Origin of the sequence: Alkalihalobacillus sp. FSL W8-0930 (genome assembly GCA_037965595.1) — a bacterium.
Classification (GTDB): Bacteria; Bacillota; Bacilli; order Bacillales; family Bacillaceae_D; genus Alkalicoccobacillus.
The window spans coordinates 936,545-952,545 of the sequence record CP150183.1 but is presented as its reverse complement, the minus strand read 5'-3'; the positions used below and the strand labels follow the sequence as shown (position 1 = coordinate 952,545).

At 42.2% G+C, this 16,001-nt stretch carries 12 protein-coding genes; all 12 read right to left on the bottom strand.

The window, feature by feature from the left end; translation table 11 throughout:
• Positions 1–312: 312 nt before the first annotated feature.
• The 12 genes from NSQ54_05035 to NSQ54_04980 all read right to left on the bottom strand — a co-directional run bounded on the left by NSQ54_05035 (position 313) and on the right by NSQ54_04980 (position 15,986).
• The gene (locus tag NSQ54_05035; GenBank protein WYP27475.1) at positions 313–1,275 is read right to left on the bottom strand and encodes an ABC transporter permease; all 963 of its coding nucleotides are present in this window, start codon (positions 1,273–1,275) and stop codon (positions 313–315) included.
• Positions 1,275–2,330 carry an ABC transporter permease gene (locus NSQ54_05030; protein ID WYP28498.1) on the bottom strand — a complete coding sequence of 352 codons (1,056 nt, stop codon included), beginning with the start codon at positions 2,328–2,330 and terminating at the stop codon, positions 1,275–1,277. The genes NSQ54_05035 and NSQ54_05030 overlap by 1 nt, the downstream gene beginning before the upstream one ends.
• An 11-nt stretch (positions 2,331–2,341) precedes the next feature.
• A complete protein-coding gene (locus NSQ54_05025) occupies positions 2,342–3,868 on the bottom strand; it encodes an ABC transporter ATP-binding protein (GenBank protein ID WYP27474.1) in 1,527 nt (508 codons plus the stop codon).
• 154 nt (positions 3,869–4,022) lie between these two features.
• The gene (locus NSQ54_05020; GenBank protein WYP27473.1) at positions 4,023–5,135 is read right to left on the bottom strand and encodes a BMP family protein; all 1,113 of its coding nucleotides are present in this window, start codon (positions 5,133–5,135) and stop codon (positions 4,023–4,025) included.
• A 245-nt stretch (positions 5,136–5,380) separates the two neighbouring features.
• Positions 5,381–6,559 (bottom strand): CamS family sex pheromone protein, encoded by a 1,179-nt coding sequence (locus NSQ54_05015; GenBank protein WYP27472.1) that lies wholly within the window; start codon positions 6,557–6,559, stop codon positions 5,381–5,383.
• Between the two features lie 33 nt (positions 6,560–6,592).
• Positions 6,593–8,614, bottom strand: a complete 2,022-nt coding sequence (ligA, locus tag NSQ54_05010) for an NAD-dependent DNA ligase LigA (protein WYP27471.1) — start codon at positions 8,612–8,614, stop codon at positions 6,593–6,595.
• Between the two features lie 14 nt (positions 8,615–8,628).
• Positions 8,629–10,851, bottom strand: a complete 2,223-nt coding sequence (pcrA, locus tag NSQ54_05005; protein ID WYP27470.1) for a DNA helicase PcrA — start codon at positions 10,849–10,851, stop codon at positions 8,629–8,631.
• A 48-nt stretch (positions 10,852–10,899) separates the two neighbouring features.
• Positions 10,900–11,598 carry a heptaprenylglyceryl phosphate synthase gene (locus NSQ54_05000; protein ID WYP27469.1) on the bottom strand — a complete coding sequence of 233 codons (699 nt, stop codon included), beginning with the start codon at positions 11,596–11,598 and terminating at the stop codon, positions 10,900–10,902.
• A 183-nt stretch (positions 11,599–11,781) separates the two neighbouring features.
• Positions 11,782–12,714, bottom strand: a complete 933-nt coding sequence (locus tag NSQ54_04995; protein WYP27468.1) for a bile acid:sodium symporter family protein — start codon at positions 12,712–12,714, stop codon at positions 11,782–11,784.
• Positions 12,715–13,075: 361 nt separating this feature from the next.
• Positions 13,076–13,900 carry an ABC transporter ATP-binding protein gene (locus NSQ54_04990; protein WYP27467.1) on the bottom strand — a complete coding sequence of 275 codons (825 nt, stop codon included), beginning with the start codon at positions 13,898–13,900 and terminating at the stop codon, positions 13,076–13,078.
• A gap of 17 nt (positions 13,901–13,917) precedes the next feature.
• Complete coding sequence (locus NSQ54_04985) at positions 13,918–14,943, bottom strand: iron ABC transporter permease (protein WYP27466.1); 1,026 nt, start codon at positions 14,941–14,943, stop codon at positions 13,918–13,920.
• A complete protein-coding gene (locus NSQ54_04980) occupies positions 14,943–15,986 on the bottom strand; it encodes an iron ABC transporter permease (protein WYP27465.1) in 1,044 nt (347 codons plus the stop codon). Before NSQ54_04980 ends, NSQ54_04985 begins: the two co-directional genes overlap by 1 nt.
• Positions 15,987–16,001: the final 15 nt, after the last annotated feature.

The following is a 16,001-nucleotide window of genomic DNA, read 5'->3' as shown; positions in this document are numbered from 1 at the left end:
CATAGATCCTGACCTCTATCATTTCAATCCACCCGTCTATCGTACAGATCTCCTGCCTATCCCTTGGATCCTGTTTCCATCACGTAGATTCCACTCCTATCCCATGGATCCTGACCTCTATCACATGGATCCCACTCCTATCCCACGGATCCTGACCTCTATCACATGAATACCCTGCCTATCCCATGGATCCCGCCTTCTATCACATGAATCCCCCGCCTATCCCATCGATCCTGCTTCCATCACACAAATCCCTTCCAATCCCACACACAAAACCCCCATCATTAACGATGGGGGTTCCATAAATCCTACTTATCTGGACCCTTTTAAATACGCGGATCCTAATGCTTTTGGTCCTTCTGACCGGCCGACGAATCCTGCGAGTGCTAGGATTGTTAGCACGTATGGCGCAATCAGTAGGAAGACAGATGGGACACCAGAGAGCATTGGAATTTGCGCACCTGTGATACTAAGTGCTTGAGCAAATCCGAAGAACAGAGCGGCTCCCATGGCTCCAAGCGGATGCCATTTACCAAAAATCAAGGCAGCAAGTGCCATAAATCCTTGGCCGGCAATGGTTGTTCCTGAGAAGTTACCTGTTACAGTCACAGCTAGAGCCGCTCCTCCTAGTGCACCAAAGGCTCCACTTAACATAACACCGATATAACGCATGCGAGTCACATTAATACCCATTGTGTCTGCAGCTTGCGGATGCTCACCAACTGAGCGGATCCGTAAGCCAAATGGAGTAAAGTAGATGATAAAATAAACGAGTACGGCTAAGGCAATTGCCATAAAGGATGTAATGTACGTACTAGAAAAGAACATTGGTCCGATTACAGGGATATCACTCAAAACAGGGACATCAAAACGATAGAAACGGTTTGAAATGTAATCCGTTTGACCTTTTCCATACATAAATTTAATTAAGAACACACATAACCCTACAGCTAGAAGGTTAATGGCTACACCACTAACAACCTGATCTGCGCGGAAATGAATGGATGCTACCCCGTGAATTAAAGAAAATAGAGCACCAATTACAACGGCTGCTAAAAGGCCAATCCACGTGGAGATCGCCCCTACTCCCGCCGCTTCTAATGTTAATGTTGTTACGATCGCAGAGAAGGCTCCAACGACCATTAGGCCTTCAAGTCCGATGTTTATGACACCGGAGCGCTCACTGAAAAGTCCTCCAAGTGCAGTAAGCATAAGGGGAGCTGCAGCATAGATTGCAGCAGGAACAACAAGAGCTAAAATCGCCATCAAACTCATTATTGATTCCCCTCCTTTTTCTTCTGAATTCGCAATAATACCCATCTAATAATGTAGCTTGATGCTACAAAGAAGATAATTAATGCAATCACGATATCAATTAATTCGATTGGTACACCAGCTTGCGATTGCATAGTGCCGGCACCTGATTTAAGTCCTCCAAATAAGAACGCAGATAGGAAGATTCCAATGGAAGAGTTTGCTCCGAGAAGGGCAACGGCAATTCCGTCAAATCCAATGTTCGTAAAGCCAGTTAAAATGGTCATATAACCATATACTCCAAGTCCTTGCATCGCCCCTGCGAGTCCTGCAAATGATCCTGAGATCGTCATCGTTATCATGACATTTCGACCAACACTCATTCCTGCATATCGTGAGGCGTGCTGGTTAAATCCTACTGAACGAAGCTCATATCCAAGCGATGTTTTCCATAAAAGGAACCACATAAAAATACATGCTAGAATTGCAACAACAATTCCGTAGTGGATACGGGAAAACTCTGTAATTGTCTGTAAAAATTCAGATTCAAGAGATGCCGTTGGCTGGATATTATCTGTACGCTCACCCGGTACAATTAAATACGCACGAATAATTGAGTTTACAACATGATATCCGACATAGTTCATCATAATACAAACGATTACTTCGTTTACATGAAACTTGGCTTTTAATAAGCCAGGAACAAAGGCCCAAAGTGCACCGGCTGCGGCTCCTGAAAGAATAGCAAGTGGCAAGTGAATGATCATTGGTGCTTCAACCACAATCCCAACGTATACAGCGGCTAACCAGCCAACAAGAACTTGTCCTTCCACTCCTATATTTAACAGTCCCGCGCGGTAAGCAAACGCTACAGCCAGACCTGAAAGAATTAACGGAGTCATTGCCCGAACCGTTTCACCAATGTAAAAAGGCTCACTCAAAATCCCTTTAAAAAGCGCACTATATCCACTAATTGGATCATATCCACTTACAAGCATAATGATTCCGCCAACAAGCATACCAAGTAAAATGGCGATAAGCGGGATCGCAATGTTAAAAATACGGCCGCGGCTCATGAAAAACGACTTCATTCTGTTTCACCTGCTTTCGCTTTTCCGCCAGCCATTAATAATCCTAGCTGTTGCTCATTCGTTTCGTGAGCATTTACAATGTCTACAATTTCTCCATCATAAATTACAGCAATTCGGTCACTGACATTTAATACTTCATCGAGTTCTAAAGACATAAGCAGTACAGCTCGTCCTTTGTCTCGTTCTTTTATTAGTCGTTGGTGAATCGTCTCAATTGCTCCTACATCCAATCCTCTTGTAGGTTGAGCAGCAATTAGTAAATCAGGCGAACGATCGACTTCCCGGGCAATAATGGCCTTTTGCTGATTTCCACCCGATAGGGCACGAGCCGGGGTATACGCACTCGGTGTCCGAACGTCGTAATCCTTAATTAGTTCTTCTGCTTTTTGATATACAGCTTTATAACTCATCATAAAGAATTTAGATAATGGTTTTTTATAGTATGTTTGTAATGCAATATTTTCTCCTACTGTAAAGTCAAGCACAAGACCTAGTTTATGTCGATCCTCTGGAATATGACCAACGCCTGCTTCTGTTACTTTTCGCGGAGATAGTCCATTTAATTTTTTGCCGTTTAATTCGATTGCTCCAGATTGAACTTTCTTTAATCCCGTTATTGCTTCGATTAGTTCAGACTGACCATTTCCCTCAACGCCGGCAAGTCCTAAGATTTCTCCAGCACGAATGTTTAAGCTGAGTGATTTAACCATCTCAATTCCACGGTTATCCTTAACCGTTAAATCTTTAACATTTAATACAGTTTCTTTAGGGTTTGATGGTGTCTTGTCTACTTTAAAATTCACTTCGCGTCCGACCATCATATTGGCAAGCTGCTGTGTATCGGTGTCAGCCACATCGACAGAACCTATGCCTACACCACGACGGATAACCGTACAACGATCACAAATCGCTTTAATTTCTTTTAACTTGTGTGTAATCATAATGATAGACTTACCCTCAGCCACAAGTGTTTTCATAATGCCCATTAGTTCTTTTATTTCTTGCGGAGTTAAAACCGCTGTTGGTTCATCAAAGATTAAGATATCCGCGCCACGATAAAGCGTTTTTAGAATTTCAGCTCGCTGCTGCATTCCAACCGAGATATCTTCTACTTTTGCGTAAGGATCTACGGCCAAGCCGTATTTCTTTGAGATTTCAGCAACTTCTTTCGCTGCTTTCTTCAAATTAATTTTTCCACCCTTAGTAGGCTCGCTTCCAAGAATAATGTTTTCCGTAACATTAAACTTTTCCACTAGCATAAAGTGCTGATGCACCATACCAATCCCTAAACGATTAGCTGCATTTGGATCTGTGATATTTACTTTTTCCCCACGTACCTTGATCTCGCCTTTTTCAGGCTGATAGAGTCCAAACAATACGTTCATCAGTGTAGACTTACCTGCACCATTCTCGCCAAGCAGTGCATGGATTTCGCCTTTTTTTACTTGAAGCGTAATATTGTCATTTGCAACGATGCCCGGAAATTCTTTGCGAATGCCGTTCATTTCAATGACATAGCTCATACTGTTCACTCCTTGCTTCCAAATAAACGCTTGATCAAACCAAAAGGGTAAAACTGATGAACAGGACCGATGCCATTCATCAATGACCCTTCCTTCTATATACATGAAACAAAGGCTAGTAGTCACTAGCCTTTGTTTTGTTTAGATGTGTGAGTTACTCAACTGTTTCTAAGAATGTTTCGTATTCTTCGTCTGTTTTAGGAACTTCAATCTCTCCAGCTGTGATTTGACCTTTGTAGTCTTCAACAGCACTAAGATCATCCTCCGTTAGATTTTGCTCAGATTCTGCAATATCGATTGCAGAGTCATCTAATCCAAACTCAAGAATTTCTCCACCAGGGAAGTTTCCGTTCATTGTATCTTCAGAAACAATTTGAACCGCTTGGTCTGTACGTTTAACCATTGACGTTAGAGTAACAGACTGGTCTGTACCATATTCGCCTTCTGCATATTGGTCACGGTCAACACCGATTACCCAGATGTTTTCGTCGTTACGTGCACGGTTGATCGCTTCTGTGAACACACCGTTACCCGAATCACCAGCAGAGTGATAAATAATGTCTGTACCATTTGAGTACATTGTATTAGCAATTTGTTGTGCTTTTGTTGGATCATTAAAGTCTGCAACGTATTGAACTTCAATTTCAGCATCAGGATTCACTGATTTCACGCCAGCTTTGAAGCCGTTCTCAAACTTCTTAATTAGCTCACCTTCTACTCCACCAACAAAACCTACTTTGTCTGTTTCAGAGCGAAGACCAGCAATTACACCAACTAAGAATGAACCTTCATGTTCTTTAAATGTAATATTAGCAATGTTAGGAATAGGATTTCCGTCTGCATCATTTACTACTGTATCTACAATAGCCAATTGAGCATCTTCATTTTGTGTTGCAACTGTACGGATCGCATCTTCCATTAAGAAGCCGATTCCCCATGATAGATCATAGTTGTCACGTACAAGTTGACGAAGGTTTGGTTCAAATTCATCTAAGCTAGTAGATTGAAGATAACTGTAATTAGTGTTCTCTACTAATCCTTGCTCTTCACCAAAAGCTTGTAAACCTTCCCATGCTGATTGGTTAAATGACTTATCGTCAATTCCACCAACGTCTGTAACCATTCCTACTTTAAATTCTGAAGGCTCTGTTGATTCACCTTCTCCAGCTTCTCCACCACCAGATGAATTGTCATCACCTGATCCACATGCGGATAGTGCTAGTACTGCCACGGTTGATAATGTAAGTGTTTGTAACCACTTTTTCAAAATAAATTGCCCCCTTTTATTTATACGTCCCAACTCTTTTTCACAGAAGCTTGTCTATTTAAAGAGTAGTAGTAAATGAGCGGCCCTAGTCATCAGAAGTCTGATGACCACCCTTCTCTCATGTCCAACCGCACTTAATATATCATACGAAGGACCAAATGAAAAATAGTTTTTTGAGAATGTTAGAGATTTACACAAAAAAGCCTCATTTCTCCCTAAAAACAGGAATGAAACAAGGCTTTTCTTTAGTCCATCACATGGATAAAGGGCTCTTCACCAGGCTCTGCGACGATCAAGCTCTCTTGCTCACCACTCACAGAATTAATGTTAACTTCTACTTTAATATCATCATAATAGTTAGGAATAATTGAAGCTATAAACTGAGTTAGGGCAACAATCTCCGTTTTGCCATTATAGCGTAATGGTATATCAACTGTTAGCTCTGTTAGACGATCATTTTGGTAGAAGCCTTTTCCTACCACACCTACGTACGTACTAAAGAAGTTTTGTATCTGATCTTGGAACCGACCAAATTCATCTGAATCATCACGTACATCTTGATTCGCACGATCTGACGGGAAAAGATAAGAGTTTTCATCGATCCCCGACCAGCTTCCTAATTCAGAGTTTGGCTCAGCAATCGCTGTCTGAAAGTAATGACCTGGGATAATGGACTCTCGTGGTTGTTCTCTAAATAACCCAACCACAATGGGAATGTTGTTAAACGCTCCATCTAACTCTAAAAACTCTTGATCCCGAAGACGAGTGACAATTTCGTTTGCGATCCGCTCGCCATCTTCCTGTGTAACCGATTCTTCTAAAGGAGTAGCGTAGAAATCGTATAATCCATTCTCATCTGTAATTCGGAAGTTATACACACTGTTCAATGAGACGCCGATCACAATGGCACCAAGCTCAATTTCTCCGTCTTCATTTTCCACCATGTAGTTTTGCTCTAAGATATGCGAAAGTGTTCTAGGACTATTCTCTTCCTGAGCTCTTAGATCATCTCCGGATCCAAGTGCAGGATTTAACCCCTGAGGATTTTCTGCTTCATCGTAGCGTCTTAACCAGTTATTTAATACGCCCTTATCAATGAATTGTCCTTCTCTTAAGGAGTATTCACTTTGTGGAAAATGTTCTTTTGCAATACGCGTTAAGCCCATCTCAAGTTCGTCCAGATCTAGGCGATTATACACCACATCTGTCCCGAATCCACGAGCCTTCCCACTTTGATATTCGCCATCCACTAAAATGGCCTGATAGTAGTTCTCTGGTGAACTAACAGGTGGTACAATCGTTATTTCTTGATCATTTGTTGGATTCTCAACCTCTGTATTCTCAGGCTCGTCCTGAGAAAAAGGGAAGCACCCCGCCATGAGAAGTGCCAAAGGTAAAGTCACCAATCCCCATCTTTTAAACATGAACCGCCTTGCTCCTCTCGCTCGTGCCTATATTTATCCTTTATTAAGCTCTTGAACTAACCGATCTTCATCCCAGATCTCAATGCCTAAATCCTCTGCCTTTGCTCGTTTGGAACCAGCATCGGCTCCAGCAATCAACAAGTCCGTCTTTTTACTTACACTGCCGGTTACTTTACTACCGAGTAACTCCAGCTTTTCCTTTGCCTCATCTCGAGTCAGTTGTTCGAGCTTCCCAGTTAACACAACTGTTTTCCCGGCAAGAGCAGAATTTAATTCTTCTGCATCAGTTACAATTACTGGTTTAGGTCCAGTATAATTCATGTTTAAGCCCGCTTGCTTTAATTGCTCAATCAATTCATCAACTTCCGGCTTCTCAAAATAGCTAACAATTGAATCAGCCATTTTTTCACCAATTTCGTCGACAGCAATAAGTTCTTCTTTAGAAGCCTGTTGTATGTTATGCATGGATTCAAAGTGCATCGCAAGAGTTCGTGCAGCCTTTGACCCAATAAACCGAATACCAAGTCCAAACAGTACTCGCTCTAAAGAGTTTGTCTTTGAATTCTCTATTGATTGTAACAGATTGTCTACTGATTTTTCGCCCATTCGTTCAAGATTCAATAATTCATCTTTTTTCAAATCATAGAGATCAGCTACATTATGCACTAACTGATGGGAGAATAATTGAGTGATCACTTTCTCCCCAAGTCCATCGATATTCATTGCCGTTCTTGATACAAAGTGAATGAGGCCTTCACGAATTTGAGCCGGACATTCTGGATTAATACAGCGCAGGGCTACTTCTCCCTCTAAACGGACAAGCTCACTCTCACATTCTGGACAATGTGTTGGCATATGAAAGTCTTGTTCTTCCCCGGTTCTAAGATCAACGAGAACATTTACAACTTCAGGAATAATGTCTCCGGCCTTTTTTACAACAACCGAATCGCCTAGCTTAACATCCTTTTCTCGTATAAGATCTTCGTTATGTAGCGACGCTCGCTTTACTGTTGTTCCTGCTACACTCACAGGCTCAAGAATGGCTGTTGGAGTGACAACACCTGTCCGACCAACATTTAACTCAATATCTAAAAGCTTCGTAATCACTTCTTCTGCCGGAAACTTAAACGCAGTTGCCCATCGTGGACTTTTCGCTGTAAAACCCATTTCCTTTTGGAGCTTAAGCGAATCCACCTTGATAACAATCCCATCAATTTCATAGTCAAGCTCATGGCGCCCTTCTACCCACTTTTCGGTATAGGCAATCACTTCATCTATGGATTCGCAACGTCTAGTTTCCTTATTTACTTTAAATCCTGATTCGTCTAAGAAAGACAGACCCTCGTAATGAGAGTCAATGTCTCGTCCTTTTAACTCACCGATCGAGTAGACAAACAATGAAAGATTACGTTTTGCTGCAATCTTAGGATCAAGCTGACGTAAGGAGCCGGCTGCTGCATTACGAGGATTCGCAAATGGCTCCTCTTCCGCTTCTTTTTTTGCTTTATTTAATGTTTCAAATGAGCGCTTAGGCATATACGCTTCACCGCGCACTTCAAGATCAACTTCATTTTTTAAACGCAGTGGGACAGCAGGGACGGTTTTTAAATTGCTCGTAATATCCTCACCCGTTGTTCCATCCCCTCTTGTTGCACCTCGAACAAGCTTGCCTGCTTCATAGGTTAAGGAAACAGCAAGTCCATCAATCTTCAACTCACACACATAAGACACCGGTGTCTCGCCAGCAAACTGTCTGACACGTCGATCAAAGTCTCGAAGATCTTGCTCGTTAAATGAGTTCCCAAGACTCATCATTGGGATCTTATGAGACACTTTAGTAAAGTGAGGCAAAATGGCCCCACCAATACGAACAGATGGAGAATCTTCAGTTACCAGATCGGGAAACAGCTCCTCAATCTTTAAAAGTTCTTGTAATAACCGGTCATATTCCTCGTCCGGTACGATTGGAGTGTCCAATACATAGTAGTGATAGCCATATTTCTCCAGCTTTTCTCTTAATTCCTTCAGCTGTTCTGTGGCTTGATTCTTATCCATTCAGCTCGTCCTTTCTATTCCTTGGTAATCGGGGCAAACTGTGCAAACAATCGTTTGACGCCAGTTGGTGGCGGAAAAGCAATGTCCAGTTCAACCGACTGCCCGTCTCCTTTTATACTTACAACCGTTCCAGTGCCCCACTTCTTATGATTTGCCTTGTCTCCAACTTTCCATTCAAAACTCTCACCGCCAGTGGATGCAATCTGTGGTCGTGATGGTCTGGATGGTCGGCTCGCAGTTTGCGAAACCGGTCTTCTTTGGCGAAGTACCTGATCCGCTTGTTCACCTAATATCTCAATGAATTCCTCTGGAATCTCTTTGATAAAACGAGAAGGCGGGTTGGCATTTGTTCGCCCAAAGATTGTTCTCAGTCGCGCATTCGTTAAGAATAACTGCTTTTCTGCTCGTGTGATTCCTACGTATGCCAAACGGCGTTCTTCTTCCATCTCATCCTGTTCGAATAGCGAACGACTGTGAGGGAAGATCCCTTCTTCTAATCCAATTAAAAAGACAAGCGGGAACTCCAGTCCTTTTGCGGAGTGAAGTGTCATAAGTGTAATGGCATCCTTAGGGCCTTCTTCTGGTTGGTCATCAAGTTGATCAATATCAGCAACTAGAGCCAGATCTGTTAAGAAGGCAACAAGCGTTTTGTCTTCGCTACGTTTCTCAAATTCACGTGTCACCGTAATAAACTCATCAATATTCTCAAGTCTACTTTGCGCTTCAAGTGTCTGTTCATTCTTAAGCGCATCGCGGTAACCCGTTTTCTCCAGAACTTCCTCAACAAGCTCAGTAACAGTCAGGTAATCCTGCATTTGTACCCAGTTTGCAATTAAATCTCTAAATTCCTTAAGCTTACCAAGAGCTCGTGCGGTCACACCCATCTCATCTACTTCAAACAATGCTTTATGCATAGACATTCCGTGTTGCAATGCATAGGCAAGCACCTTGTCCACAGTTGTTGCACCAAGTCCACGCTTTGGTACATTGACAATACGCTGTAAGCTAATGTCATCATCTGAGTTTGAAATTAAACGTAGGTATGCAAGGACATCCTTAATTTCTTTACGATCGTAGAACTTAGTTCCGCCGACAATGTTGTAGTCAAAATTAGATTTGACGAAAAATTCCTCAATAATACGTGATTGTGCATTTGTCCGATAAAGAACCGCAATATCAGAATAAGAGAAACCTTTGTTTTGGATCGCATCTTTAACTTGTTCAACAATAAAATGGGCTTCATCCTGCTCGGTTGAACCTGAGAAGTGTCCAATCTTTTGACCTTCATCATTCTCTGTCCACAGATTCTTAGGCTTACGGTTGCCATTATTATTAATGACTTTGTTCGCCGCATCTAGGATTCGTTTCGTTGAGCGGTAGTTTTGCTCAAGAAGAATAACCGCTGCATTTGGATAATCTTCTTCGAATGAAAGTATATTTCCAATATCAGCTCCACGCCATTTGTAGATAGACTGATCCGAATCCCCTACCACGCAGACATTCTTCAAGCGATCTCCGAGCATTTTTACAAGCATGTATTGAGCTCTGTTTGTATCCTGGTACTCATCCACATGGATGTATTGAAACTTACGTTGGTAAAATTCTAATACATCTGGAACAAGCTTAAATAACTCGATCGTTTTCATAATTAAGTCATCAAAATCCAGCGCATTGTTTTGTTTTAATCGCTTCTGGTACTCTGTGTACACGTCTGCTGCCACTTCCTGAAACGGACCCGTTGCTTTTGCCGCAAATTCAGTTGGCTTTTGCAGTTCATTTTTCGCTCCACTGATTGTAGCTAAAATACTTTTTGCATCAAACTTCTTTGGATCAATGTTCTGCTTCTTAAGGATTTGCTTAATTACAGATAATTGATCCGTTGAATCTAAGATAGAGAAGCTACGACTGTATCCCATTCTATCAATATCTCGGCGCAGAATTCGCACACACATGGAGTGGAACGTAGAGATCCAAATATCTTCAGCAATCGGTCCTACAAGACCAGCCACCCTGTCCTTCATTTCTCTGGCTGCCTTATTTGTAAACGTTATGGCTAAAACACTCCACGGGGCCACTTCTTTTTCCCGAAGGAGATACGCAATACGGTGGGTTAACACACGTGTTTTCCCACTTCCCGCACCCGCCATTAATAATAGCGGCCCTTCTGTCGTTGTAACGGCTTCACGCTGTTCAGGATTAAGTCCTGATAACATCTTTTCAATTATATTTCCTTGCATACTCACACCACCAAACAAATGTTCTTATTTTTATCTTACTAAATTCTACTAAGAAAGCAAGTCTCCTTTTACTGCTTGAACCGTTTTTAACGCTTCTTGTAGGTTTGTATAAATGACATTGCCGACTACAATCGTATCTGCATAAGCCGCCATCTCTTCTGCCTTGGCTCTTGACTCAATGCCGCCACCGTAAACCAATCTTGTTTCTTCAAGAACAGATGATACCTGCTTCACAATGTTAGGATCTCCATAGGTTCCACTATATTCTAAATAAAAAATCGGAAGCTTGTACAGATTCTCTGCCATTCTTGCATAAGCGAGTACATCCTCGGTATCAAGATCACACGCGGCATCAGTTAATTGGGCAACCTTTGCGTCTGGATTTAATACACAATAGCCTTCCGGGATCACTTCATCCCAATTCATAATGGCTCCGTATTCTTTTAGGGCCGCATGATGCTGGCCGGTAATCCATTCTACCTTCTGACTGTTCAAGACAGTTGGAATAAAGAAATAATCAAACCCCGGCGTGATGGCATCTACATTTGATACTTCAAGTACACAAGGTACTGCATAACGTCTAATACGTACGAGTAGCTGAAGTGTGTTATCGAGTGTTACTCCATCTGTGCCACCTACTATAATTGCATCTGTACCTGACTCGCATATTGCTTCTAAAGCCGCGTCGGACAGTTCTTTATTTGGATCAAGTTTAAATACATGTTTCCAATGCTGATACTCAGCCATATCATCAACTCCTGAGAGGACATTTACACAAAAAAAGCCGCAACTGCGGACCTTTTCATACTACGTAAAATGAGACTTTTGTACGTACATTATAACAAAGAATGAGAAGGTTGTCGTCTAAGCAATTGCTTAAAACCGTCAAAAAACGCAGGTACATCATGGATCTGATGTACCTGCGTCAGCTTACTCCTTAATTGGTCTCTTAGACCAAATCGATACCATAATTGGCCCAGTGATGTTATGAACTACTGAAAAGATTGCACTTGGTAAGGCTGTGATCGGTTCAAAATATTGCGTGGCAAGCGATGCACCTAACCCTGAGTTTTGCATGCCAATTTCAATGGACACCGCACGCTTCTTACTTTCATCAAGCTTAAACATCCATGCGGCTATATATCCTAGTAGTAACCCTAACGTATTATGAAGTAACACAGCTAAAAATAGAATAAAAGCCGTTGTCGCTAGGTTTTCTTTATTGTTAGACACAACCGCTGTCACGATGGCAAGGATCGCCAAGATTGACACGAGCGGTAGTGCAGGAACACTTTTAGTAACGACTTTAGGGAAGAACCTCCGAAGTAAGATTCCGAGTACAATTGGAATAATAACCACTTGTACAATCGATAAGAACATGGAGCCTGTATTTACATCCACGTATTGGCTAGCTAAAAGCAAAACAATGGCTGGTGTCATAATTGGAGCGAGTAATGTAGAAATGGATGTCATTGCTACTGATAGTGGCAAGTCTCCTTTAGATAAAAACACCATGACATTTGATGCTGTACCACCGGGACACGCTCCAACTAAAATAATACCAACAGCTAATTCATAAGGAAAATCAAACAGCTGAGTGAGCGCAAAGGCGATCCCAGGCATAAATACAAACTGTGCGATAACCCCAATAATAACCGGGATTGGCTTCTTAGCGACGATGGCAAAATCAGTTGCTTTCATCGTTAACCCCATACCAAACATAATGATACCAAGTAATAGTGTGATGTACGGAACGATCCATGTAAATCCACCAGGCGCTATAAACGCGATAATACTAACTAAAATAACAATAAGTGCAAAATACTTACTAATCACTTGTCCTACTCTCTCTACTCCTTGCATAACCAACATTCCTCTCTCTAAGCGTTCGAACTATTCTAACATTCTTTGATACTTAAACGCTATAAAGGATTTATAAATAATCTGATAAATCTCAAAAAAACCCTAGCATAGGCGCTTAGGGCGTGTTCTGAGATTCTATTAATGGAAGAGTGACGATTATAGTAGAAGTGAGATTCCTTTAACGATTCCAAATAAGGCCGCCCAGCAAGGTAAGCTAATTAATAACGCCCAGCCAGACCCAATCACAATGTTCTCTTCTGTCTCCATGAACACGGCTCCCCTCTTCTTATGGTTATCTTAAGTATAGGGGGACCGTGTTAATAGAACATAAAGTACATGTAAAGATTTTACGATGTTCGTATTAAGCGTACGCGTATGTTTGTTTAGAACCGATCACTTTTGTACTTAGCAGGTCGTATGTGAGGCAAACAGGCTTATTTGTTCTTGGATCTCGAACAACTTCTGCATCGATATTGAATACACGCTCTAGTACTTCGCTTGTCATCACCATTTCAGGCATTCCTTCTTTGACGATGGTACCAGCGTTCAGTGCAACCATATGATGAGCAAAACGTGCTGCATGATTTAAGTCATGAATGACCATCACAATTGTGCGTCCTTGTTCCTTATTCAAGCGTTCAAGAAGTTGAAGAATCTCAAGCTGGTGAGCCAAGTCTAAATACGTAGTTGGTTCATCAAGCAGGAGTAGATCCGTTTCCTGTGCAAGTGCCATGGCAATCCAGACACGTTGACGCTGGCCTCCAGATAACGCATCGATTGGACGATCATGAAATTCGAGCATACCCGTTACTTCAAGTGCCCAATAGATCAAGTCATGATCTTCTTTCGTCAGTTTACCGAAACCTTTTTGGTGCGGGAAACGTCCGTAAGACACAAGCTCCGTTACTGTTAAGCCACTTGGCGCTTCAGGTGTTTGAGGCAGAATAGCCATTTTCTTCGCAATCGTCTTCGTTGATTCTTTATGAATCGCAGTCCCATCAAGATAGACTGCCCCTTTTTTTGCATTATGGATTCGAGCCATCGTTTTTAGAATCGTAGACTTCCCACATCCATTTGGACCTATGATTGTGGTTATTTGTCCTTCGGGAATTTCTAAATCAAGTCCCTTAACAATATCGCGATCACCATATGAAATATCCAAAGCTTCTGTTTGAAGTCTAACCATTCTACTCACTCCTCAAGTTATGGGGTTTTCATTAATAAATATAAAAAGTAAGGCGCGCCAAGCATTGCTACCACGAGGCCTACAGGAATTTCAGATGGCTGTAAGACATTGCGCCCAAGCATATCTGCCACTAGCAACAGCAATGCGCCAACAAGCGCTGAGGCAGGAATTAAGTATTGATGCTTCGGACCAACTAGCTTGCGGGCAATATGAGGTGCAACAAGTCCAAGAAAGGCAATTCCTCCTCCAACAGCTACACATGCTCCTGCAAGCGCAACGGATAAGAACAAGAGAATTCTCCGCTCTTTTTCTACACGAGCACCTAAGTTTGTTGCTACCTGATCACCTAAGTTTAAAATATTTAAATACCGAGCTTTATAAAGTGTAAACGGTATGAGGATTAGAATCCAAGGCAATGTCGCTAAAACAAACTTCCAATTTGTTCCCCAGATGCTACCCGACAACCATATCGTTGCCTGCATAAAATCACGCGGGTTCATTTTTAATTGAAATACAAGCAGAGCAGCGGCAAAGCCTGCATTAATTCCAATTCCAACTAAGATTAATCGGACAGGCGTCACGCCTTTTTTCCATGCAAGAACATAAATTAAAAAGGCAGCTAATACGGCACCAAGTAAAGCAAAGAAAGGCATAATGAAAATGGAAAGGGTTCCGAGACCCGTAAGTGATCCTTGGAAAAAGAAAATAAATAAGACAACTGCAAATCCAGCTCCAGCGTTAATGCCTAAAATCCCTGGATCCGCGAGTCCATTTTGAGACACGCCTTGAAGGATGGCACCTGATACCGCAAGTCCCGCACCAATTAAGAGAGCAATAACCATACGCGGTAAGCGAAATTGAAAAAGCACCAGTGCATCCTTGTCTGTTCCCATACCTAAGAAGGTTTTAAGTACATCGAAGGGTGAGATACGAATGTATCCTAGATTTAAACTTAAAAGAAACACCCCGATAATGGCGAGAATTAAAATGCCGAATATGATAAAGGGTTTTTTGCTTTGTTTTGTTAGATTATACGAGTCCATTACAATCCCCTCCCGTCTCTTCTAGCAAGGTAAAGGAAGAATGGAACCCCAACTAAAGCGGTGATCGCCCCGACCGGTGTTTCAAAAGGTGGGTTCACCATCCTGGCACCGATATCAGCTAGTACAAGCAAGAGCGCTCCGAGTATTGCTGAGCAAGGAATAATCCACCGATAATCGACTCCGACTAAAAAGCGAGTAATATGCGGAATCACGAGCCCAACAAACCCTACAGAACCTGCTACAGAAACCGCAGCACCTGTTAAAAGCAACACAACAAGGGTTCCGAGAATCTTGATTAACCGAGTACGTTGACCTAACCCCTTCGCTACCTCGTCCCCCAAGCTCAATACAGTCACAGATCTGGCAAGGATAAATGCGAGGGTTAATCCGATGATTGCAACTGGCACAATGATCTGAATGCTTACCCATCTTGTACCTGCTAAACCACCTGCAAACCAGAAGCTAATATCCTGCGCAACATCAAACCGGATGGCAATCGTAGAAGAGATCGCACTTAGAAATGCACCAACCGCGGCTCCAGCTAAAGCAAGCTTAACGGGTGTTAATCCTCCTCGCGACATTGAGCCAACTCCAAAAACAAGAGAGGCACCGAGTCCAGCCCCAGCAAATGACCAAAGCATTAACTGGAAGGATGATGTATGTGGAAAGAAAGCAAATGCGATGGCAATGGCAAATGCCGCGCCGTCCGTCACCCCCATAATAGAAGGGGATGCTAATGGATTTCGGGTCATTCCTTGCATAATCGCGCCAGATACAGCGAGAAACGCCCCAATTAAAGCGGCCCCCAGTGCGCGAGGCATACGTAATTCTTGAATAATTTGATGCTGGGTAAGCTCTGGATTAAAGTGAACCAACGCTTGCCAGACTGTTTGAAGATCAATGTCTGCAGCTCCCAAAGCGATGGAGGTCCCTATTGCTAAGCATAAAATGAAAAGTCCTACCACCAAAATAAACGTAGCCACAAACGGACGCTTTTTTATCTTTTTTAGTTCTACTGTTTGATCTTCTTCAAGAGTCACCATACTGTTCATCCTATC